This is a genomic window from Rhodococcus sp. NPDC077669 (assembly GCF_040686915.1).
In the GTDB taxonomy this organism is placed as follows: Bacteria; Actinomycetota; Actinomycetes; order Mycobacteriales; family Mycobacteriaceae; genus Rhodococcoides; species Rhodococcoides fascians.
This window is the reverse complement of record NZ_JBFBMD010000002.1, coordinates 275,955-298,745: the sequence shown is the minus strand read 5'-3', so window position 1 is coordinate 298,745 and position 22,791 is coordinate 275,955. Positions and strand designations below refer to the sequence as shown.

Annotated in this window: 23 protein-coding genes; 22 read left to right on the top strand and 1 reads right to left on the bottom strand. The window is 65.0% G+C overall.

Translation table 11 applies throughout. From position 1 onward, the window contains the following. The first annotated feature begins 12 nt into the window (after positions 1-12). From AB0P23_RS03940 to trmD, 10 genes are all read left to right on the top strand, one after another. Positions 13-351 (top strand): P-II family nitrogen regulator, encoded by a 339-nt coding sequence (locus tag AB0P23_RS03940; RefSeq protein ID WP_019664269.1) that lies wholly within the window; start codon positions 13-15, stop codon positions 349-351. Beyond that, positions 341-2,872, top strand: a complete 2,532-nt coding sequence (locus tag AB0P23_RS03935; RefSeq protein WP_027496681.1) for a [protein-PII] uridylyltransferase — start codon at positions 341-343, stop codon at positions 2,870-2,872. The genes AB0P23_RS03940 and AB0P23_RS03935 overlap by 11 nt, the downstream gene beginning before the upstream one ends. Positions 2,873-3,074: 202 nt before the next feature. Then, the gene (locus tag AB0P23_RS03930) at positions 3,075-4,034 is read left to right on the top strand and encodes a M23 family metallopeptidase (protein WP_032400567.1); all 960 of its coding nucleotides are present in this window, start codon (positions 3,075-3,077) and stop codon (positions 4,032-4,034) included. Positions 4,035-4,187: 153 nt separating this feature from the next. Beyond that, positions 4,188-5,747: a signal recognition particle protein gene (gene ffh / locus AB0P23_RS03925; protein ID WP_032366589.1), complete on the top strand. Its 1,560-nt coding sequence runs from the start codon at positions 4,188-4,190 to the stop codon at positions 5,745-5,747. Between the two features lie 11 nt (positions 5,748-5,758). Continuing rightward, a complete protein-coding gene (locus AB0P23_RS03920) occupies positions 5,759-6,877 on the top strand; it encodes an amidohydrolase family protein (protein WP_027496684.1) in 1,119 nt (372 codons plus the stop codon). Next, positions 6,870-7,745 carry a CPBP family intramembrane glutamic endopeptidase gene (locus AB0P23_RS03915; RefSeq protein WP_363796837.1) on the top strand — a complete coding sequence of 292 codons (876 nt, stop codon included), beginning with the start codon at positions 6,870-6,872 and terminating at the stop codon, positions 7,743-7,745. The genes AB0P23_RS03920 and AB0P23_RS03915 overlap by 8 nt, the downstream gene beginning before the upstream one ends. 171 nt (positions 7,746-7,916) lie before the next feature. Beyond that, the gene (rpsP, locus tag AB0P23_RS03910; RefSeq protein WP_027496686.1) at positions 7,917-8,396 is read left to right on the top strand and encodes a 30S ribosomal protein S16; all 480 of its coding nucleotides are present in this window, start codon (positions 7,917-7,919) and stop codon (positions 8,394-8,396) included. Next, entirely contained in the window at positions 8,393-8,635 is a 243-nt protein-coding gene (locus tag AB0P23_RS03905) for an RNA-binding protein (protein WP_027496687.1), read from the top strand. Before rpsP ends, AB0P23_RS03905 begins: the two co-directional genes overlap by 4 nt. A 15-nt stretch (positions 8,636-8,650) precedes the next feature. After that, complete coding sequence (gene rimM / locus AB0P23_RS03900) at positions 8,651-9,190, top strand: ribosome maturation factor RimM (protein WP_027496688.1); 540 nt, start codon at positions 8,651-8,653, stop codon at positions 9,188-9,190. Positions 9,191-9,193: 3 nt separating this feature from the next. Then, positions 9,194-9,874: a tRNA (guanosine(37)-N1)-methyltransferase TrmD gene (gene trmD / locus AB0P23_RS03895; RefSeq protein WP_032366400.1), complete on the top strand. Its 681-nt coding sequence runs from the start codon at positions 9,194-9,196 to the stop codon at positions 9,872-9,874. A 5-nt stretch (positions 9,875-9,879) separates the two neighbouring features. Here the strand turns inward: trmD and AB0P23_RS03890 are convergent, their stop codons facing one another. Then, positions 9,880-10,836, bottom strand: coding sequence for a serine hydrolase (locus AB0P23_RS03890; protein ID WP_052061548.1), 957 nt, complete (start codon positions 10,834-10,836; stop codon positions 9,880-9,882). Positions 10,837-10,904: 68 nt separating this feature from the next. Between AB0P23_RS03890 and AB0P23_RS03885 the strand changes: the two genes are divergently transcribed. The 12 genes from AB0P23_RS03885 to AB0P23_RS03830 all read left to right on the top strand — a co-directional run bounded on the left by AB0P23_RS03885 (position 10,905) and on the right by AB0P23_RS03830 (position 22,729). Next, entirely contained in the window at positions 10,905-13,256 is a 2,352-nt protein-coding gene (locus tag AB0P23_RS03885; RefSeq protein ID WP_032400568.1) for a Tex family protein, read from the top strand. Between the two features lie 116 nt (positions 13,257-13,372). Then, positions 13,373-14,227, top strand: a complete 855-nt coding sequence (locus tag AB0P23_RS03880; protein ID WP_032366591.1) for a hypothetical protein — start codon at positions 13,373-13,375, stop codon at positions 14,225-14,227. 133 nt (positions 14,228-14,360) lie between these two features. Beyond that, a complete protein-coding gene (rplS, locus tag AB0P23_RS03875; RefSeq protein WP_027496692.1) occupies positions 14,361-14,702 on the top strand; it encodes a 50S ribosomal protein L19 in 342 nt (113 codons plus the stop codon). Between the two features lie 184 nt (positions 14,703-14,886). Next, positions 14,887-15,678, top strand: coding sequence for a signal peptidase I (gene lepB, locus AB0P23_RS03870; protein WP_027496693.1), 792 nt, complete (start codon positions 14,887-14,889; stop codon positions 15,676-15,678). Continuing rightward, complete coding sequence (locus AB0P23_RS03865) at positions 15,675-16,436, top strand: ribonuclease HII (protein ID WP_080729283.1); 762 nt, start codon at positions 15,675-15,677, stop codon at positions 16,434-16,436. The genes lepB and AB0P23_RS03865 overlap by 4 nt, the downstream gene beginning before the upstream one ends. A 37-nt stretch (positions 16,437-16,473) precedes the next feature. Next, positions 16,474-16,779: a DUF2469 domain-containing protein gene (locus AB0P23_RS03860; RefSeq protein ID WP_008717288.1), complete on the top strand. Its 306-nt coding sequence runs from the start codon at positions 16,474-16,476 to the stop codon at positions 16,777-16,779. 397 nt (positions 16,780-17,176) lie between these two features. After that, entirely contained in the window at positions 17,177-17,521 is a 345-nt protein-coding gene (locus tag AB0P23_RS03855; protein ID WP_027496695.1) for an Lsr2 family protein, read from the top strand. A 351-nt stretch (positions 17,522-17,872) separates the two neighbouring features. Further along, positions 17,873-18,229 (top strand): YraN family protein, encoded by a 357-nt coding sequence (locus AB0P23_RS03850; RefSeq protein ID WP_206497923.1) that lies wholly within the window; start codon positions 17,873-17,875, stop codon positions 18,227-18,229. Further along, positions 18,229-19,734, top strand: a complete 1,506-nt coding sequence (locus tag AB0P23_RS03845) for a YifB family Mg chelatase-like AAA ATPase (protein WP_032391538.1) — start codon at positions 18,229-18,231, stop codon at positions 19,732-19,734. The genes AB0P23_RS03850 and AB0P23_RS03845 overlap by 1 nt, the downstream gene beginning before the upstream one ends. Continuing rightward, positions 19,731-20,852 carry a DNA-processing protein DprA gene (gene dprA, locus AB0P23_RS03840; protein ID WP_283541514.1) on the top strand — a complete coding sequence of 374 codons (1,122 nt, stop codon included), beginning with the start codon at positions 19,731-19,733 and terminating at the stop codon, positions 20,850-20,852. Before AB0P23_RS03845 ends, dprA begins: the two co-directional genes overlap by 4 nt. A gap of 98 nt (positions 20,853-20,950) precedes the next feature. Continuing rightward, a complete protein-coding gene (locus AB0P23_RS03835; protein WP_283541513.1) occupies positions 20,951-21,733 on the top strand; it encodes a siderophore-interacting protein in 783 nt (260 codons plus the stop codon). Between the two features lie 69 nt (positions 21,734-21,802). Next, positions 21,803-22,729 (top strand): tyrosine recombinase XerC, encoded by a 927-nt coding sequence (locus AB0P23_RS03830; protein WP_032372622.1) that lies wholly within the window; start codon positions 21,803-21,805, stop codon positions 22,727-22,729. Positions 22,730-22,791: the final 62 nt, after the last annotated feature.

The following is a 22,791-nucleotide window of genomic DNA, read 5'->3' as shown; positions in this document are numbered from 1 at the left end:
AGGGAAGCAAAAATGAAGCTGATCACGGCAATCGTCAAACCGTTCACCCTGGAGGACGTCAAGACGGGGCTGGAACAGGCCGGCGTGCTCGGAATGACCGTCAGTGAGGTTCAGGGCTACGGCCGCCAGAAGGGCCACACCGAGGTCTACCGAGGTGCGGAGTACTCGGTCGATTTCGTTCCGAAGGTGCGTGTCGAGGTAGTCGTCGACGACGCCGCAGTGGAGAAGGTCGTCGAGGTCATCGTCGAAGCAGCCCGCACCGGCAAGATCGGTGACGGCAAAGTGTGGGTTTCCCCGGTGGATTCGGTCATCCGAGTCCGTACCGGAGAACGTGGCGCCGATGCGCTCTGACCCCACAGGGTCTCGGTCCGGGGGCCCCGGTTCTGGCGCACGCGCGCCAGAACCGGGGCCTTCGGTCTCTACGGGCTCCGCATCGAAGGGCACGAGCGATGCAGCTGCGGATCTCGCTCGGGCCAGAAAGCAACTGCTCGACGGCGGCACCCGCAACCGCCGCCTCGATGCGCCCTCGCTCAGGCAGGCGCTCGTCGATCTTCACGAGTTCTGGCTGACCACCAAGGGCGCAGAACTGGGCGTGAAGCCGGATTCCGGTTTCGCGATAGTCGCAGTAGGAGGTCTGGCGCGTCGCGAACTGCTGCCGTACTCCGACCTGGACTTGATTCTGTTGCACGACGATCTCGACCCCCGCATCGTGGCCGACGTCGCCGACAAGCTCTGGTATCCGTTGTGGGACGCCCACATCAAGCTCGATCACAGTGTGCGTACCGTGCCGCAGGCCCTGCAGGTTGCCGCGGCGGACATGACCGCAGCACTCGGCATGCTCGAAGCACGCCACATCGCCGGTGACGTGGAATTGAGCAACCTGTTGATCGGTGGCATACGTCGGCAGTGGCGCACCGGAATTCGCGGTCGCTTCGACGAGCTGATCGGCCAGACTCAGGGGCGCTGGGCACGGAGCGGCGAGATCGCACACCGTGCCGAACCCGACCTCAAGAGCGGCCGCGGCGGGCTGCGCGACGTGCAACTGCTCGACGCCCTCTCGATTGCTCAGTTGACCGATGGCATGCCCGGGTTGGGACCCGAATCACCCGGCGGCGGTTTGGCATTCGCGCACGGGCGACTTCTCGACGTGCGAACCGAACTGCACCGGGTGGCCGGTCGTGCGCGAGATCAGCTACGTGCGCAGGACGCCGACGAGATCGGTGCTGCGCTTCGCATCGGCGATCGGTTCGATCTCGCTCGTGTGCTCAGCGATTCGGCACGCACCATCAGCTACTCCGTCGATGTGGGTTTGCGTACCGCCGGCAATTCGCTTCCACGACGCGGTCTTTCGCGTCTACGTCGCGTACCCGTTCGCCGTCCGCTGGACGAGGGAGTCGTCGAGCACGCGGGTGAGGTGGTGCTGGCACGCGACGCACGACCGAACAAGGATCCGGGTCTGATCATGCGGGTTGCGGCAGCGTCGGCTCAGACCGGAATGCCGATGTCTGCCTCCACGCTCAACCGCCTGTCCGACAGCGCCCCCGAACTCCGTGAGCCGTGGCCCAAGGAAGCACTCAACGATCTGTTGGTGCTGCTGGGATCCGGCCGCAAGGCCATCGCGGCCATCGAGGCGCTCGATCGAACCGGATTGTGGGGCAGGCTGATTCCGGAATGGGGTGCGGTTCGAGATCTGCCGCCTCGAGATGCGGTGCACACCTGGACAGTGGATCGACACCTGGTCGAAACTGCCGCGTACGCAAGTGCATTGACCACACGCGTCGCTCGTCCCGATCTGCTGGTCCTCGGCGCGCTCGTCCACGACATCGGAAAGGGACGCGGCGGCGACCACAGCGTCGTCGGTGCCGATCTCGCCGTTCAGATCGGTAACCGGCTCGGCTTGTGGCCCTCCGACGTGGCCCTGCTGACGGCAATGGTCCGCTATCACCTCCTGCTGCCGGAGACTGCCACCCGGCGCGATCTGGACGACCCGGCAACCGTGCAGACCGTCGTGGATGCGCTCGGTGCGGACACCGTTCTGCTGGAGCTTCTGCATGCACTCGCCGAGGCGGACTCTCTCGCGACCGGACCCGGGGTGTGGGGGGACTGGAAGGCGTCGCTGATCCGTGAACTCGTTCGTCGTTGTCGGCTGGTGATGGCGGGAGAGACTCTGCCGTCGCCGGATCCGCTCGACCCGGCGCACATCGAGTTGGCCTCGCGCGGGGGAGTGCACGTCGACATCACGCCCACCGACGGTCTGCACACCTTCGTCGTGACCGTGGTTGCACCCGACACTCCAGGACTGCTGTCCGACGCGGCCGGAGTGCTGGCACTGCATTCCTTGCGGGTGCTGTCGGCCTCGCTCGGCAGTCACGACGGTTCGGCGATCAACTCGTTCGATGTCGCACCGTTGTTCGGTGCTCCGCCGCAGGCGGGGTTGATCCGGCAGGAGATCATCCGTGCGCAGGCGGGCGAGCTCGACCTGGTCGCCGTACTCGACGCGAAGGAACGAGACGCCCGCGTCGAGACCTCGGACGAGGACGGCGAGGATTCGGCTGTGCCGGTCCTGTACGCCCAGGCTCCGCCTCGGGTGCTGTGGTTCGACGACAACGAACCGGGTCAGGTCGTGCTCGAACTGCGAGCCGAGGACCGCCTCGGCCTGCTGTGTCGATTGGCGAGCGCAATCGAGCAGCAGGGATTCGATATTCGCTGGGCGCGGGTATCGACGCTGGGTAGTTCTGTGGTCGATTCCTTCTGCATCGACTTGGCCGGCGCGGACAGTCGGGCTGTGCGCGAGGATCTCGAACGCGCGCTCCTCGCCGTCGTGCCATCGCCGGAACCGCCCAAACCCCCGGAAAAGCCCGAGGGCACTTGACCGTTGGTCGGAAGTTCGTCGGAAACCGACATGCCGTGGTGACATTTCACGAACTTCCGGCCGATGGGTTTACCCTCGAGACCGATTTGTTATGTTCGTCACCTGACGCAGCAGGCCCTTCGGGCCGAACTGCCGGCTCCGCTGCTCGAACGTCTCGTCGTTCCTGCAGGCTCCAATTCTGACATTTCGAGAGGCGCGCACTGTGGGATCACACCGACGGTCGAACATCTACGTACCGGCCGAGACGGCATCGGGTACGCCCGGTGGCAAGCATCGCGCCGCGGAGGAAGTTCAGGACACCGGCAGGCGTGCGGCCACCATCGTCGCCGCAACCGGTGCCATCGTCGTCGGCGCGACCACCATGGGCGCGGGCACCGCAGGCGCGGCACCCGTCCCGGAACCGCCCGCGGCCGGATTCCCCTTCGCCGTCCCGGAGGGTTTGCTGCCTGCCGGATTCGAGCTGCCCCAGTTCGTACCACCGCAGTTCGTGCCACCGCAATTCGAGTTGCCGCAGTTCGCGCCGCCTTTCGGTGCGCCGCCGCAGGCCGCACCGGACTTGGCTCCGGCCCCACAGACCGATCCTTCGGCAGTACCGTCGGACGCCGCGACACAGGCACCGACTCCGGGACCGCTCGCCGCTCTCGGCCCCGAGGTGGACGCCGCGGCCCAGCAGTGGCTCGACGACGTCGGACTCGGTGGAACGGGTGCCGGGCCGGCGTCGCCGCTCGAGAGTCTGCGTTCGTTGAAGAAGGCGACGGTCCAGCCCGTCGCCGGAGTGTTGACGTCGAACTTCGGTTCGCGGTGGGGCACTCAGCACAGCGGACTGGACATCGCCGCCCCGATCGGCACGCCCATCTACGCTGCAGCCGACGGCACGGTGTCCGATGCGGGACCGGCGTCCGGTTTCGGGCTCTGGGTCAAGGTTCTGCACGACGACGGCACCGAGACCATCTACGGACACGTCAACGACTTCTCGGTGCAGCCCGGTCAGCGGGTCACAGCCGGAGAACAGATCGCAACTGTGGGCAATCGCGGTCAGTCGACCGGCCCGCACCTGCATTTCGAGGTGCACGATCCCGCCGGCGTCAAAGTCGATCCCGCACAGTGGCTCTCCACCCGCGGCGTCGCTGTGACGTGGAGCGATTCGGCAAGCAAGGCCTGACCGGTCGCACCGCACCGAACGGACTCACTGCCCGACGCCCTGAGCGAGGATAAGGTGGGCTGGCGTTAGTCTGGTGACAACGCCGGACTCGGTCTGGTGACAGTGCCGGACTCGGCTCGTTTTCGGTGATCGGCTAGCTCAGGAGTGCAATCGGTGTTCGAATCCCTTTCCGACAGGTTGACCGGGACTCTCAAGGACCTGCGTGGCAAAGGTCGACTGTCCGGTGCGGATATCGACGCCACAGCCCGCGAGATCCGACTGGCCCTGCTCGAGGCGGACGTGGCGTTGCCCGTCGTGCGGGAGTTCATCAACCGCATCAAGGTCCGCGCCAAGGGTGCCGAAGTATCGGGCGCACTCAACCCGGCTCAGCAGGTCGTCAAGATCGTCAACGAGGAACTGGTCGGCATCCTCGGCGGCGAAACACGCAGACTGGTGTTCGCCAAGAACCCGCCCACCGTCATCATGCTGGCCGGCCTGCAGGGTTCCGGTAAGACGACCTTGGCGGGCAAGCTCGCCAAGTGGCTGAAGGGTCAGGGTCACACCCCGCTTCTCGTCGCCTGTGACCTGCAACGTCCCGGTGCCGTCAGCCAGCTCCAGATCGTCGGCGAACGGGCAGGCGCGGCAGTCTTCGCCCCGCACCCGGGCACGTCCATCGGCGGTGGCGAGAACGCGCTCGGCGTGTCGGCCGCGGACCCGGTCGAGGTGGCCCGCGCCGGAGTGGCCGAGGCTCGCAGCAAGCAGTACGACGTGGTCATCGTCGACACCGCAGGCCGTCTCGGTATCGACACCGAGCTGATGAGCCAGGCCGCCGGGATTCGCGACGCGGTCGAGCCGGACGAAACCTTGTTCGTTCTCGACGCCATGGTCGGCCAGGACGCCGTCAGCACCGCCGAGGCGTTCCGCGACGGAGTCGGCTTCACCGGTGTCGTGCTGACCAAGCTCGACGGCGATGCCCGCGGCGGCGCAGCACTGAGCGTGCGCGAGGTGACCGGGCAGCCCATCATGTTCGCGTCGACCGGCGAGAAGCTCGAAGATTTCGACGTCTTCCACCCCGACCGCATGGCCAGTCGCATCCTCGGCATGGGCGACGTGCTCAGCCTCATCGAGCAGGCCGAGCAGCACTTCGACGCCGAGCAGGCCGAGGCCACCGCCAACAAGATCGGCTCCGGCCAGCTCACGCTCGACGACTTCCTCGAGCAGATGATGGCCGTCCGCAAGATGGGGCCCATCGGAAATCTGTTGGGAATGTTGCCCGGCGCGGGCCAGATGAAAGAACTGGCCAATGTCGACGAGAAGCAGCTCGACCGGGTGCAGGCGATCATTCGCGGCATGACGCCGCAGGAGCGCACCGACCCGAAGATCATCAATGCCTCCCGACGACTGCGGATCGCGAACGGCTCGGGCGTGAAGGTCTCCGACGTCAACCAATTGGTCGATCGGTTCTTCGAGGCACGCAAGATGATGTCGGCGATGGCCGGTCGGATGGGCATGCCGGGTGCGCGAAAGCAGGTGCGCAACAACAAGAAGGGCAAGAAAGGCAAGAAGGGTGCTCGCGGGCCCACACAGCCGAAGATCCGCGGCGGGTTCCCCGGAATGCCGGGTGGAATGCCTGCCGGAATGCCCGACCTGTCGTCGATGCCCAAGGGCCTCGATCAATTGCCGCCGGGACTCGAGGGAATCGATCTCTCGCAGCTGAAGCTGCCGAAGAAGTAAGCGGGCCTGCGGTGTCGGCATTGCGGGTGCGGGGACGCGGGCTGCCGGACGAGTCCCCGATCGACCTGTGGATCGACGGCGGCGTCCTGTCCACGGAGCCCATCGCCGATGCCGACTTCATCCACGACGGCGGGTGGATACTGCCCGGGCTCGTCGACGCGCACTGTCATGTCGGCATCGAGTACGGCGGAGGACACACCGACCTGGCCGGGTCGATCGCGCAGGCCGAGACCGAACGAGGCGTCGGGGCTCTGCTGCTGCGTGACGCGGGATCTCCGGTCGACACGCGGGCGTTGGACGACCACGACGATCTGCCACGCATCATCAGGGCGGGGCGGCACATCGCCTCCCCTAAGCGATACATCCCTGGCCTGGCGATCGACATCGAGGACGAATCACAACTTCCCGAGGCGGTGGCGCAACAAGCGCGATTCGGCGACGGGTGGGTCAAGCTCGTCGGTGACTGGATCGACCGCTCGGTGGGAGACCTCCGGCCCCTCTGGAACGACGCGATCCTCGTCGACGCCATTGCCGCGGCCCATGCGGAAGGGGCACGCGTCACCGCGCACGTCTTCGGGGAAGACGCGCTCCCCGGACTGATCGCGGCAGGCATCGACTGCATCGAACACGGCACCGGCCTGACCGACGAGACCATCGAGATGATGGTCGAGCACGGGACAGCGTTGGTGCCGACGTTGATCAACATCGAGACCTTTCCCGGCATCGCGGACTCGGCCACCCGCTACCCGGTCTACGCCCGGCACATGCGCGCGTTGCATGCGCGAGTCGGCGATACCGTCGGCCGTGCCCACGACGCAGGTATCCCGATCTTCGCCGGAACCGACGCCGGCGGATCCATCGCGCACGGCCGCATCGCCGACGAGGTGGACGCTCTGGGACGCGTCGGATTGTCACCGACCGACGCGCTCGGTGCTGCTTGCTGGGACGCCCGGTCGTGGCTGGGGCGAGGCGGGCTCGAGCACGGTGCGCCCGCCGATCTCGTCGTGTACTCCGACGACCCGCGCGGGGGAGCGGACGTGTTGTCCAACCCCGAGCTGGTGATTCTGCGCGGCCGCGTGACCGATCGTCGTGGACGCGCCGCGAGTGGATCGGGATACGTCGATGGTTGATCCGCGGCAAGGCCCGGACCGATTCGATGCCGACCAGTTCGGCCGCACACCAGGAGGCGCGGGGGAATTCGACGTGAACCGGCCCAGCTGGGCGGGAATGGCACCGATGAATCACGTGCAACAGCAGGGCTCGGGACTGTCCGAGACCTACTGGCGTGCCGAAGCAGCGGCCGAGGAGCGCAGACCCGGCCAACGGTGGGGACTGCCGGCGGCCGCCCTCGTGCTCGGCCTCAATCTTGCCGGGTTCCTGCTCCTCGGCCTGGTCGTGTCCTCGGAGTCCTCGCCGCTGTTCGTCGTGGGGATCATGATCCCGAGCCTGCTCGCCGCAGGACTGGCGGTGGCGGTCACGATGTCGAGGGGCAACGGCCCCGTCGTCGACTTCGGGCTACCGAGATCCGTTCACGAACTCGTCGGTCATATCCGATCGGGTCTGGCCTGGGGCGGAGTCGCCCTCGTCGGTGGAGTGCTGCTCGCACTCGTGCTGCTCTCGCGTATCGATTTTCAGGATCAGGCACCGCTGGGTGGTATGGCAGACATCGCCGTGGGGTGGAAAGTCGTTTTCGCCGTGTGGATTTGGATCGGCGCACCGATCTGCGAAGAAACGATGTTCCGCGGCATGTTGTGGGGAGCTCTCGAAAAGCGCACTCGACCCATGCCGATGGCGTGGCTGGGCAACCGCTGGGTGGTCCTGGTGATCACGGCGGTGATGTTCGCGATCTGGCAACGAGAATGGTGGCGCTTCGTCGTCCTGCTGTGGGGAGGACTCGCCATCGGCATCGCGAGAATGAGAAGTGGCTCGATCGTCGCGTCGACCACGGCTCACTCCGTCAACAACACCTTTCCGGCTTTGGTGATTCTGCTGGCCTGACCGGGCGATTGAGGGTATCGGGTGGTCGTCTGGCAGAATGGACCGCTGTTCGCCCGTCTCCGGTTACGTACCGCGCGGCGGTCACGACAACTCCAACGCAAAACCGGGTTCGCATGCCGTGCGAACCGCTGAATTGCGCAGTGACCACTCCTCGAAAGGCTTCACCAGAACATGGCCGTCAAGATCAAGCTCATGCGTATCGGCAAGATCCGCACCCCGCATTACCGCGTCGTCATTTCCGACGCCCGCACCCGCCGTAACGGCCGTGCAATCGAGACCATCGGGACGTACGAGCCCAAGCAGGACCCCAGCGTCATCGAGATCAACTCCGAGCGTGCGCAGTACTGGCTGGGCGTCGGCGCGCAGCCGACCGAGCCCGTCGAGGCACTGCTGAAGATCACCGGCGACTGGCAGAAGTTCAAGGGCCTACCCGGCACCGAGGGCACCCTCCGCGTCGCCGAGCCCAAGCCGTCCAAGCTCGACCTCTTCAACGCTGCGCTGGCGCAGGCGGATTCCGAGCCCCAGGGCGAGGCCACCACCGCCAAGAAGAAGAAGGCACCGAAGTCGGACGATTCCGCTGCCGCGGACACCACCGACGCTGCAGCAACCGAGACGGCAGACGCGCCGGCCGCCGAGGCTGCTGAGAAGTGAGTGCCGTTGTCGCCGATGCCGTCGAACATCTCGTTCGCGGCATCGTCGCCAATCCCGATGACGTTCGCGTCGAGATGATCACCGGCCGTCGTGGACGCACCGTGGAAGTTCACGTGCACCCCGACGACCTGGGCAAGGTCATCGGACGCGGTGGTCGCACCGCTACGGCGCTGCGCACTCTCGTCTCCGGAATCGGTGGTCGCGGCATCCGAGTCGACGTCGTCGACACGGACCAATAGGTCACGTAACCCATCATGGAGCTGGTCATCGGTCGTGTCGCCAAGTCGCACGGCATCAAAGGTGAAGTGGTTGTCGAGGTTCGCACCGACGACCCCGACGACAGATTCGCCGTCGGCACTGTTCTGCGTGGCCGCAAGCCACGATCGAATGCACAGCCCGTGACACACACGGTGGACGCCGTCCGGGAACACTCCGGGCGGCTTCTGCTGCGTCTGAACGGCATCGACGACAAGACCGCAGCGGACGAACTGCGCGGGATTCTCTTCGTCGTCGAATCCACCGATCTCCCGCCGTCCGACGATCCGGACGAGTTCTACGATCACGAACTCGAAGGCCTCACCGTGGTACTCACCGACGGTTCGGTCGTCGGTACCGTCCGCGAGGTCCTGCACTCGGCAGCAGGCGAACTGCTGTCCATCACGCCGAGTGCTGACGAGGAATCCGGTCGTTCCGAGATACTCGTACCCTTCGTCTCGGCCATCGTGACCTCTGTGTCGTTGGCAGACAAGACAATCGAGATCGATCCGCCCGAGGGCTTGCTGGATCCGGAGTAGTTCGTGCGCCTCGACGTCGTCACCATCTTCCCGGAATACCTCACCCCACTGCGTACTGCTCTGCTCGGTAAGGCGATCGATCGCGGGCTGGTATCGGTGGACGTTCACGACCTGCGCTCCTGGACCCACGACGTGCACAAGGCCGTCGACGATTCCCCGTACGGCGGCGGGCCGGGAATGGTCATGAAGCCGACCGTCTGGGGTGACGCACTGGACCACGTGCTGACCGAGGAGTCGCTCCTCGTCGTCCCCACTCCCGCAGGGGTGCCGTTCACACAACGTACGGCCGAAAGATGGTCCACCGAACAGCATCTCGTGTTCGCGTGCGGTCGCTACGAAGGCATCGATCAACGCGTGTTCGACGACGCCGCACGCCGCGTTCGGGTCGAGGAAGTCAGCATCGGAGACTACGTTCTCATCGGCGGCGAGGCGGCAGTACTGGTCATGGCCGAGGCCGTCGTCAGATTGATGCCGGGCGTACTCGGCAATCAGCAGTCGCACCAAGAGGATTCGTTCTCCGATGGGCTGCTGGAAGGTCCGAGTTACACCCGGCCGGCCCGATGGCGAGAACTCGACGTCCCCGAGATTCTGTTGTCCGGCGACCACGCGAAGATCGCCGCCTGGCGTCGAGAACAATCTCTGCGCAGAACAGCGGACCGACGCCCGGATCTACTGACGGACTGACGTTTTCAGCTGATTCTGCCGTCGGGGAACAACATCGACACGAAGCCGGTCAGGGTGTCCCGTCCGTGCAGTGCGCTGGCGTCGTCGCTCACGTCGACGACGGCCGTGTCCGGGTAACTTTCCATGTCGTCGGCGTAGAAGATGTCTTCACGGGACGACAGGGCCAGTACGTAGCGATTGTCCGCGCCGATGGTTCCCGTCGACAGATGGACCCACCGATCGGACACGCAGCACATCCAGCCCTGCTTGACTGCATGCACGGTCTCGCCAGGTAAGCCGTCGACGATCCCGAAGTGTTGCTTGTAGCCGTCGGCAGCTACGGGGGCCGAGCGTCGCAGCATTCCGATGATGATGTCGGTCGACGCGGTGGTCAGGCCGCCGCTGCCGTTCAGCAGCCCGGCGTAGTAGCCGACCAGGTCACTGGGAGTCGTTTCCGTGTTGTACCACTGGTCGTCGCCGGGAGCGTCGGTGTTCCTCAGGGCATATCGCGCCGCGACTGCGCGGACGATCTCGGACGAACCGTATCGATACCAGAGCGTGTATGCGGCATTGTCGTCGGAGAACTCGAGCATGCTGGTCATCGTGGCCAGCTCGTCGGCGGAGACGGGGCGGTTCTGCGACTGCGCCTCGAACATCACCTCGTCGGCAATGAAGAGCTTGGAGACCGACGCCGTTTCGATCGGCTCGTCGGCATCGCTGCTGTAGTAGGAACCGGTCTCTCGATCCAGCAACGCGAAGTTCACATCGGCACCTCGGGCTTGCGCCGATTCCACCGCCATCGGAATACGCGCTTCCAAGGCCACGCCGTCGACCTTCTGGATATCCGGGAACGGTGATGCCGATGTCTCGGCCGAATCCCTGCCACCGGGATCGCCGGCCTGATCATCGGGCGGTACGGAGCACGCGCTCAGGACCAACAGTGCGGCGCAGGTGGCGGTCAGTAACCGAGCCCCCCTGACCATCTACAGAACTCTCCCGCACATAGAACCGCTGACCGACCTGTCCCACACTAGCGGTAGGGTCCATCGCCGTGACCACTGCTCTGAAATCTGTGAACAAGCGCATAGCCGAAGAACTCGATGTTCGCGAAGAACAGGTTCGTGCCGCTGTAGAACTCCTCGACGGCGGGTCCACGGTCCCGTTCATCGCGCGCTACCGCAAGGAGGTCACCGGCACACTCGACGACGCGCAATTGCGCCAACTCGACGAGCGACTTCGATACCTCCGAGAACTCGACGAGCGGCGAGATGCCGTCATCGAATCGATTCGTTCGCAGGGCAAACTCGACGACGCGCTCGAACAGTCGCTGATGCTGGCCGAGACCAAGGCCCGCGTCGAGGACATCTACCTGCCGTTCAAGCCCAAGCGCCGGACGAAGGCACAGATTGCGCGGGAGGCCGGCCACGAACCCGTCGCAGACGCCCTGTTCACCGATCCGTCCACCGACCCGGCGCAGTTCGATCAGGAGCAGCTCGACGGGGCACGAGCAATTCTCGTCGAGCGTTTCGCCGAGGATGCCGACCTGGTGGGTGAGCTGCGTGAACTGATGTGGACCTCCGGCAAGCTGGTCGCCACCGTGCGCAAGGGAAAAGAGGAGGAAGGCGCGAAATTCTCGGACTACTTCGAGTTCTCCGAACCGTTCACGAGCCTGCCCTCGCATCGCATCCTCGCGACGCTACGCGGTGAGAAGGAAGAGATTCTGTCCCTCGGGTTCGAACCCGAGCGGGACGAGCCGACTCCCGGTGTGCCCAGTGTCTACGAGGGGCGTATCGCCACCAAGTTCGGAATCGCAGATCGCGGCCGCCCGGCCGACAAGTGGCTGCTCGATACCGTTCGCTGGGCATGGCGCACCAAGATGCTGGTCACCGTCTCACTCGATACGCGCATGAGACTGCGCCAGTCGGCCGAGAAGGACGCCGTGGACGTGTTCGCGAGCAACCTCAAAGACCTCCTGTTGGCTGCACCCGCCGGAAACCGCACCACGATGGGACTCGACCCCGGCTTTCGCACCGGAACCAAGGTGGCGATCGTCGACGCCACCGGCAAGGTCGTCGACTACGACACGATCTATCCCCACAAGCCGCAGGGCAAGTGGGACCAGGCCGTGGCCACACTCGCCGGGCTCGCGGCCAAGCACAAGGTGGAGCTCATCGCCATCGGAAACGGTACGGCCTCACGCGAAACCGATTCTTTAGCAGCAGAATTGATTGCAAAATTCCCGGCGGCGAATTTGACCAAGGTGGTGGTGTCCGAGGCGGGTGCCTCGGTCTACTCGGCGTCGGCGTACGCCTCGAGTGAGCTGCCCGAACTCGACGTCTCCATCCGCGGCGCGGTCTCGATCGCTCGCAGGCTGCAGGATCCGTTGGCCGAGCTGGTCAAGATCGACCCCAAGTCCATCGGTGTCGGCCAGTACCAGCACGACATCTCCGAAACTCTGCTCGCCCGTTCTCTCGGGGCTGTGGTCGAGGATGCGGTGAACGCGGTGGGTGTCGACGTCAACACAGCGTCGGTGCCCTTGCTGTCGAGGGTCTCCGGTATCGCCGGTTCGCTCGCCGAGAGCATCGTGGCGCACCGCGACCAGAACGGTCCGTTCTCCAGCCGTAGCACCCTCAAGGACGTACCGCGCTTGGGTCCCAAGGCTTTCGAGCAGTGCGCCGGGTTCCTGCGCATCTCCGGGGGAGAGGATCCACTCGACCGCTCCAGCGTGCACCCGGAGGCCTATCCCATCGTGCGCCGCATCGTCGGCAAGGCGGGCGTGGGCGTGCGCGAGGTGGTGGGCAACACCGCACTCCTGCGCCGCCTCGACCCCGCGGAATTCGTCGACGAACGATTCGGGTTGCCCACCGTCACCGATATCATCTCCGAGCTGGAGAAGCCTGGACGCGACCCGCGTCCGGAGTTCAAGACCGCTACTTTCGCAGCCGGTATCGAGAAGGTCGCCGACCTGAAGCCGGGGATGACGCTCGAAGGTGTCGTGACCAACGTGGCGGCGTTCGGTGCTTTCGTCGACGTCGGCGTGCATCAGGACGGACTTGTTCACGTCTCTGCGATGTCGCACAACTTCGTCAAGGACCCGCGTGAGGTCGTCAAATCCGGCGATGTGGTGCGGGTCAAGGTGATGGAGGTCGACATCCCACGTCAGCGCATCGGCCTGAGTCTGCGGTTGGACGACGAGCCCGGTGCGAGCGGTGGCAAGGACGCACCTCGTGGGCAGCAGGGTGACCGCTCCCGCGGTACGTCCTCGAGCAAGGGCAACGGCCGTCAGAGCAATGGCGGCCAGGGCAACCGCCCGCAACGCGACCGACGCGGCGGTGGCCCCGCAGCGACACCTGCGGCAGGTTCCATGGCCGACGCGTTGCGCAAAGCGGGCTTCGGGAAGTAGCGCTCGGACTTTCCCGGTCGATGCCGACCCCGGCGGCGAAGAACGAGAATAGGCTGATTCGGCGATAGCCGTTGTTTCGGGCGTGCGGCGGGAAGGATGTGGAGCGCGTGAGGTGGTTGGAGCACGGTGTCGTCGAGCACGGCCGCCTTCCGTTGCTCTGCTTCCTGCTCGGCCTACTCGTGGGATTTCTGCTGATTCGCCTGAGCGTCAGAATGATTCGCGCGGATGTGAAGTGGTGGCCTGGCAACATCACCCCTGGCGGCCAGCACATTCACCATGTCGTGTTCGGAATCGTGCTGATGCTGTTGGCGGGGATCGGGCTCATCGCGGTGTACGTGGACGGGTCGCAGACCATCGGTGCCGTGCTGGCGGCGATCTTCGGCAGCGGTGCTGCCCTCGTGCTCGACGAATTTGCACTCATCTTCTATCTCCGCGACGTCTACTGGTCCGAGCAGGGCCGAACATCCGTCGATGCGGTATTCGCAGCCGTCGCCTTCACCGGGTTCCTGCTACTGGGACTTCACCCGTTGGAGCTGCTCAGCCCCGCCGATTTCCGGGCCGATCCCGATCCCTGGGTTCGCGGAACACTCGGTGTGCTGGCACTGCTCAACCTGAGTCTGTGCGTCGTCGTGCTGCTCAAGGGCAAGATCTGGACCGGGCTGATCGGGCTGTTCGTTCTGCCCATCCTCATTCTGGCCGCGGTCCGACTCAGCAGGCCGAGTGCACCCTGGGCGAGGTGGCGCTACACGAGCAGACCGAAGAAGATGGAGCGTGCGCTGCGGCGAGAGAAGAAGTGGCGCAGGCCGTTGATACGGGCCAAGATCTACCTGCAGGATGCGATCGCGGGCAAGCCCAGCATTGTTCACGCGGTCGAGGCCACCGAGGACGAGCTCGCGCGGACCGTCGTGCCTGCACCCCAGGCCGGAACCGTGGCCCAGTCCTCGGTCGGGGCGATTTCCTCGAACGCCTGACGGTCTGGCACAATAGGCGGGTTGCCTCTCGCGAGGCACACACCTCACTCGGAGTACGAACCAGTTGTGCCGCCCCGGTGGCGAGCCGCTCGGTTCCTCTGCTCAAGCGCAGAACGCAAGGATGGCACAACCGATGAACACCCTGGACTTTCTCGACAATCAGTCGCTGCGTAGCGACATCCCCGATTTCCGCCCCGGCGACACGCTGAACGTGCACGTCAAGGTTATCGAAGGCTCGAAAGAGCGTATTCAGATCTTCAAGGGCGTCGTGATTCGACGTCAGGGCGGTGGCGTCCGCGAGACGTTCACCGTTCGTAAGGTGTCGTTCGGCGTCGGCGTGGAGCGCACTTTCCCGGTGCACAGCCCCAACATCGCGCAGTTCGAGGTCCTCACTCGCGGCGACGTTCGTCGCGCGAAGCTGTACTACCTCCGCGATCTGCGTGGCAAGGCCGCCAAGATCAAAGAAAAGCGCTGACCCGGTCGTATCGACCGCTTCGAGCAGCAACCATGCCGCGTCACCGAACATCGGTGACGCGGCATGGTGCGTTGGAGCCACCGCCCTGACATTTCGGACGTACCGGTACGAGCGATGCTCGGTGAAAACGCCGCAGGCGCGGACCGACCGGCCCGCGGGCGACGGTTCCGGCTAACCTGTCCAGGTGACGCAGTCCCCACAGGATCCGACCCCACAGGGTTCGACGAACGAGCCCGACGACGAGTCTCCCCGGAACAAGCGTGCGGATCGCAAGCAGCGGTCCTTCTGGCGTGAACTTCCCATCCTCATTCTGGTAGCTCTCGTGCTGAGTTTTCTGCTTCAGACGTTCGTCGCCCGGGTCTATCTCATCCCATCCGAATCGATGGAACCGACACTGCACGGCTGCGCCGGCTGCACCGGGGACCGCATCGTCGTGGAGAAGATCGGCTATCGATTCGGCGATCCGAAGCCCGGCGATATCGTCGTGTTCCGCGGCCCCGATTCCTGGAACGACGAATTCGTCTCGCAGCGCTCCGACAATTCGGTCATCCGCGGGGCCCAGGAAGTGGGCTCTTTGATCGGAGTCGTCGCTCCGGACGAGAACGATCTGGTCAAACGCGTCATTGCCACCGGCGGTCAGACGGTCGAGTGCTGTGACGCTCAGGGACGGGTGCTCGTGGACGGGAAGCCGTTGGACGAGCCGTACATACAGATGGATTTCCCGTTCGTTCCGGACACGATGACGTGCGAGACCGAATTGAAGTCGGGCCGGTGCTTCGACCCTGTAACGGTGCCCGAGGGCAACATCTGGGTCATGGGCGACAATCGCAGCAATTCGCGAGACTCGCGGTATCACGTCACCGACGAGTTCACCGGCACCGTTCCGCTGGACAACGTGATAGGTAAGGCCGTGGCCACCGCGTTGCCGCCATCGCGAACCGGCCTCCTGGACTCGCCGGACATTCAGGGTCGATGACGGCCCGTCCTCGTCCCGCGCCTCGTGCGCGCGCATCTCTGAGCCGCTCGTCGTGGCCGCCTCGTCCCATCATCAGGAGGGCGGCGGGGCTGCGGACCATGGAATCGGCACTCGAACGCAACGGGCTCGGTCCGGTTGCGGGTGTCGACGAAGCAGGCAGGGGAGCCTGCGCGGGGCCGTTGACGGTCGCGGCGTGCATCCTGGGCTCTCGGTCGCACACTGCCCTCGCGGACCTCGACGATTCCAAGAAGCTGACCGAGCGTCGCCGGGAGGAGCTCTTTCCCCGGATCAAGAAATTGGCACTTGCGTGGAGTGTGGTGTTCGTCGACGCGGCCGAGGTCGACCGCATCGGGGTACACGTGGCGAACATCGAGGGAATGCGCCGCGCGGTGGCGGGCCTGGGCCTCACTCCCGGGTATGTCCTCACCGACGGCTTTCGGGTTCCCGGACTTCCGGTGCCGTCTCTACCCGTCATCGGAGGGGATGCCACAGCTGCCTGCATCGCTGCGGCCAGTGTGCTGGCCAAGGTGTCCAGAGACCGGTTGATGGTGCAGATGGACACCGACATTCCCGGTTACGGATTCGCCGTGCACAAGGGGTACAGCACACGTGCGCATTCGACCGCGATGACCACGCTCGGCCCGAGCCGGGAGCATCGAATGTCCTATGCCAACGTGGCTGCCGCGGCAGCCGGTCGCTCGCGTAGCGAGGTCGACGCACTGGGGCGAATGGACTGCACCGACGACGGTGCGCCATGATTGAATTTCACGCCCGACTGGAGGATGAAAGAGACCGATGAGTGCCGAAGATCTCGAAAAGTACGAAACCGAGATGGAGCTCTCGCTGTACCGCGAGTATCGGGACATCGTCGGACAGTTCAACTATGTCGTCGAAACCGAGCGTCGTTTCTATCTCGCGAACTCCGTCGAACTCATTCCGCACAATGCCGATGGTGAGATCTACTTCGAATTGCGGATGTCGGACTCGTGGGTATGGGACATGTACCGACCGGCTCGTTTCGTCAAGCACGTGCGGGTGATCACGTTCAAGGACGTCAACATCGAAGAGCTGGACAAACCTGATCTGCGTCTCCCCGAATAGTCGGTTCCGGGTCGGATCGGCAGGTGTGCCCGGTGCCTGACGGGTGCACCTGGACGGTTCCGCTCGGCGGATTCCCCGTGTGAAGTGTTCCGAAGCGCACCGATCAGCGAAAAGCTGGACAACCGACCGAATAATTCCGCGTGTGCTGTTTCGGGCTGAGGCCCGTTGCCGTGTTACGTCGAGCGCGGGAGAATCGTCGAAATGTGAACGCCGAATTCTGTTGTCTCCCATAGTGTTTCGATTTAATGATGCAAATAGCTTCCGGTATTCACACGTTTTCGTACCGAATGTTTTCGACCCTACGCCGATGTGAACATCGTTGGGTCTTTGCCTCGGTCCGATAATCGGTGGTAGAACTTGAATTACCACATTCTCCCAGACGCGTAAGAGGTACGACATGGCACGCAAGACGCTTGTCCAGATGATCGACGATGTCGACGGTTCGGTAATCAAAGAAGGCCAGGGGGAGTCGATCGAATTCGGTATCGGTGGAAACCAGTACCGCATCGACTTGAATCTCAAGCATGCGAACGAACTGCACGAGCAGCTGGCTTTCTGGATCGAGCACGCCGAGAAGATTTCCGGTCGCCGCCCCCGTAAGACCGGTGCCGCGCCTGCACCGGCTCGAGGAAAGGTCGATCTGCAGGACATCAGAGCGTGGGCTCGCGAGAACGGCCACGAGGTCAGCGCCCGAGGTCGGATCAGCCAGGAAGTTCAGGCCGCCTACGAGGCTGCGCACTGACCGCCTCCCAGCCTTGATATGCCCGCTGTCTTCGGTCAGCGGTAGTTCGGTCATCGAATTCGATTACCGATTCCGTGCTTCAGCTCCGTCCGTGCGGTAATCCGGACGGAGCTTTTGCATGTTCGAACCATTTGTCGGGCGATCGACAGGGCGTGAACGCCGGTAAGCACACAGGTACGACAAAACAGGTGTTTCGGCCCTGCGATTCGACGGTTCTCTCCACAGGATTGCGCGTGTCCACAGGGCAATGCGGCACCTGCACTTTCTCGGAATCACCTCCTTTCGGTCGTGTCACCGTCATGACGACCGGATCCGGCCGTGCTGTGCGGCCGCAGAGTGGAGGAATTCGACATGCCGACCAATCAAGAACTCGGGGCACGCGGTGAGGAACTTGCAGCGCGCCATCTCGAGCACATCGGCCTGGAGGTGATCGAGCGGAACTGGCGGCATCGTTCGGGGGAGCTCGACATCATTGCGCGCGAAGGCGAGACGATGGTGTTCGTCGAAGTCAAAACGCGTTCGGGAATCGGTTACGGAACGCCGGCGGAAGCGGTGACGTACACCAAGCAGACTCGGATCAGAGGATTGGCGTTGCAGTGGCTTTCGCTTCGCGGAGGGCCGTGGGTGCACATCCGATTCGACGTGATCGCCATCGTGATCGGTCGCGGTGACGACCCCGTTCTCACTCACGTCAGGGCGGCGTTCTGATGCCCCTGGGGCGAGCCCATTCGGTGGCGGTCAACGGCGTCGACGGAGTGTTGGTGGAGATCGAAGCCGATATCGGTCAGGGTCTTCCGGGGACCCATCTGGTGGGACTGCCCGATACCGCGCTGAACGAATCGCGTGATCGGGTCAAGGCCGCGGTGAAGAATTCGGGTGGTACCTGGCCGGACAGTCGAGTGATTCTCGCGTTGTCTCCGGCGACGTTGCCCAAGGGTGGCTCGGTGTACGACCTCGCGTTGGCATTGTCGGTCCTCGACGCCGCCAAGGCCATTCCGCGGGGAAGCCTGTCGGAGACAGTGTTTCTGGGTGAGTTGGCTCTGGACGGCAGGTTGCGTGCGGTCCGCGGGGTACTGCCCGGAGTGCTCGCGGTGAAGGCGGCGGGGTGGCAGCGGGTGGTGGTGCCGAGTCGGTGTCTGCCAGAAGCGGGTCTGGTTGACGGTATCGAGGTGTTGGGTGCCGATTGCCTGGCGGATGTCGTTGCGTGGCTTCGTGGTGAGCAGGCGCTGGAATCGCCCACCCCGACCGACTGGCATCAGGAGAGCTATCCGGATCTCAGTGACGTTGCCGGTCAGGCGGATGCCCGATGGGCGTTGGAGGTCGCTGCGGCCGGTGCGCATCACATCATGTTGACCGGGCCACCGGGCATCGGGAAAACGATGCTGGCGCAACGTCTTCCGGGGATACTCCCGCCGCTCACCGAATCCGAGGCGCTGGAGGTGACCGCGATCCATTCGGTGGCGGGGCTGCTGACGAGTGCGCGGCCGCTGATCACATCGCCGCCGTTCATCGCCCCACACCATTCGACGTCGGTGAGTGCGTTGGTCGGAGGAGGCACCGGAATGGCCAAGCCCGGCGCAGTCAGTCGCGCGCATCGCGGAGTCCTGTTTCTCGACGAATGCGCCGAGATGAGCATCCGGGTACTCGAAGCGTTGCGAACCCCACTCGAAGACGGTGAAATTCGGATTGCGCGTCGAGACGGGGTGGCCCGGTACCCGGCGAGGTTCCAACTCGTCCTGGCGGCCAATCCGTGTCCGTGCGCGCCGGCGCGGCAGGCCGACTGCGTGTGCGCGCCCACTGCTCGCCGCAAGTACTTGGGAAAACTGTCCGGACCGCTCCTCGACCGGGTCGATCTCCGAATTCAGATGATGGGAGTCGCGACCGGGGCGCTGGTCGACGACGTCGGAGAAGGAACGGCCGATATTCGCGCCCGCGTGACGGGAGCGAGGGATGCTGCCGCTCATCGTTGGTTGGAGTTCGGGTGGAGGACCAATGCGGAAGTCCCCGGACCAGCACTGCGCCAACGGTTTCGGCTCGCTCGGTCGACGCTGGCACCGATCGAGCGGGCATTGCGCAACGGATCGCTGACCGCGCGCGGCGCCGATCGTGCGATACGGGTGGCGTGGACTCTGAACGATCTCGCCGGCGGCACCGTGCCCGGTGCAGACGAGGTCGGTGCCGCACTGGATTTTCGAGACAGGGGAGTGGCATGACTTATGACGCACGTCGGCTGGCGTGGGCGTATCTGTCTCGGGTGGCACAGGGTCCGCATCGCACGGTGACGGACCACGCCGCTGCCCACGGCCCCGAGGTCACCGCCGCAGCCGTACGCGCCGGACACTTGGGTGAGCGACTGGCAGCACGGGCTCATGTCGACACTGCAGCAGCAGATTTGGACCACATTGCCGCTCTCGGTGGACGGCTGATCACCCCTGACGACGATGAGTGGCCTGCGTGGCGTTTTCTCGGCTTCGATGGGTCCGGCCTCACCGCGGGTGTCGACACGTCGCCGCCGATCGCACTGTGGGCGTTGGGAAACCGGTCTGTCGGAGCAGACACCGAACGATCGGTGTCGATAGTCGGAACCCGAGCGTCGAGTCCGTACGGCGACCACGTCACTGCCGAGATCTCCGCCGATCTGGCGCTGGACGGCTGGACCGTCGTATCGGGAGCTGCTTTCGGTATCGATGCGGCAGCGCACCGTGCGGCGCTCGGAGTCGAGGGGACGACGATGGCTGTGCTCGCCTGCGGCGTCGACCGGGCATATCCGGCGGGCCACTCCCGCCTGTTGCGTCAGATCGCCTCGAGCGGTGTCGTTCTCAGTGAATACGCGCCGGGCACCACTCCGGCCAAGCACCGGTTCCTGGCGCGCAACCGGTTGGTGGCGGCACTCGGATCGGCGGTGGTGGTCGTCGAGGCGGGATGGCGGAGCGGGGCGCGCAACACCGCGGCGTGGGCGGCGAAACTGGGCCGCCCCGTTCTTGCGGTGCCGGGGCCCGTCACCTCTCCGACGTCGAAGGGATGCCATCGCATGATTCGTGAGGGTGAGGCCGTTCTGGTGTCGAGCTCGCACGATGTGGTGGCCGAGGCCGGGGCGCTCGGCTCGCCGGAGGAACCCCGTCCCGATCTGTTCCGGGAAATCGATGCGCTGTCCGAGACCGCACTGTTGATCTACGACGCGCTGCCGGCCACGGGAGCGTTGTCCACCCGTGAACTGTCGGAGAGTTCCGGGGTTCCGTTGTCGAAGGTCCGTGCCGCGCTACCGGTGATGGAGATGGACGGATTCGTGAGCAACGACGAGACCGGGTGGGCCCGGGTGGTGCGCGGCTGAGGTGACGGCCCTACCGAGGCCCAGTGAAGGTAGGGTGTTAGGTAATGCTTAGTCGGTGCAGTGAGCATCGGCGTCGTTCGCTCGAAGAGGGGTCTGTAGTGCCGCGTAAGAAAACCACGTTGACCGTAGTGCGCACGGAAGCGCTGACCCCGCACATGCACCGGGTGTATCTGGGTGGTCCAGGCTTCGAGGAGTTCGACGCTATCGACCGGACCGATGCGTACGTCAAGCTGTTCTTCGGCACCGAGGACGATCCGATCATGCGGACCTACACCGTTCGATCCGTCGACACCGACGCGCGGGAAATCGCCATCGACTTCGTGGTGCACGGCGACGAGGGCGTCGCCGGACCGTGGGCCACACGCGCGAAGCCGGGCGACGAGATGTCGTTCTTCGGGCCGTCGGGGGCATACGCGCCTCGCCCCGATGCCGATTGGCACCTGTTCGCAGGCGACGAATCGGCTATCCCGGCCATCTCGGCTGCGGTCGAGGCCCTCCCAGATGACGCCATTGCCAAGGTGTTCATCGAGGTCGGCGATCGTCACGACGAGATCTACATGGAGACTCTCGCAGTCGTCGACGTCACCTGGGTGCACCGGGGCGCGTCGTCGAACGAGATCGGCGACGACCGGGCGGGAGACAACGCACCGCTGATCGAGGCCGTCAAGAACACCGAATGGCTACCCGGGCAGGCGCAGGTGTTCGTCCACGGTGAGGCGCAGGCCGTCATGCACAACCTCCGTCCGTACATCCGCAAGGAACGTGGGGTCGGGGCCGAGTGGGCGTCGATCTCGGGTTACTGGCGTCGGGGGCGGACCGAGGAAACCTTCCGAGCCTGGAAGCGTGAGCTGGCACAGGCGGAGGCGGGAGTCGACGCCTGATCGCGCACCGACGTCCACCCGACGGCGTGTCCGGTTGTCGAGCGAGACGTCAGCGCCCAAGCTGAGCCGATGACCGATTCGCTGCCGCCGCACCTGGAGGTGCACGTCGAGGAGTTCGCCGAACACCTGCGCCTCGGCCGGGAACGGTCGGAGCACACCATCCGGGCCTACGTTGCCGACGCGCGTTCGTTACTGGCGCACCTGGCCGCGTCCTCACCTGGCGCGACAATCGCCGATCTGGATCTGCGTGTCGTACGTTCGTGGTTGGCGGGGTACTCGGCGGCCGGCGCGGCCCGGACATCGATGGCCAGGCGCACCTCGTCGGTGCGAACGTTCGGGGCGTGGCTCGAACGGGTCGGGGCTGTGAAGGTTGGCCCCGCGCAACGTCTCGCGTCCCCGTCGGGTCACCGCACCCTGCCCGGAGTGCTGCGTCACGATCAAGCGACGCGAGCGCTGGACGCTGCCGAGTCGGGTGCCGCCGAACTCGATCCCATAGCGCTGCGCGATCGACTCGTCGTCGAACTGTTGTATGCGACCGGGGTCCGCGTGGGGGAGCTGTGCGGTCTCGATGTCGACGACGTGGACACCGATCGACGAGTCGTTCGGGTGGTGGGCAAGGGCAACAAGGAACGTTCGGCACCGTACGGTCTGCCGGCCGCGCATGCACTCGACGCCTGGCTCACCGACGGCAGGCCTGCCCTGGCCGTCGATCGATCCGGACCGGCCCTGTTGCTCGGGCGTCGGGGTGGACGACTCGACCAGCGACAGGCCAGGTCGGCGGTGCATGCTGTGCTGGAGACAGTCCCCGGCGGCCCCAGCCTGGGACCGCACGGCCTGCGCCATACGGCAGCCACGCATCTGCTGGAAGGAGGTGCAGATCTCCGGGTGGTGCAAGAACTGCTCGGACATGCATCTCTTGCCACCACGCAGATCTACACTCACGTATCCGTCGAACGGTTGCGGGCGGTGCACGATCAGGCGCATCCCAGAGCATGAGCGTCGAGCTGGGCGGCGCATCGTTTGGTAGCGTCTGCCCAGGATCGACTACACCGAATACG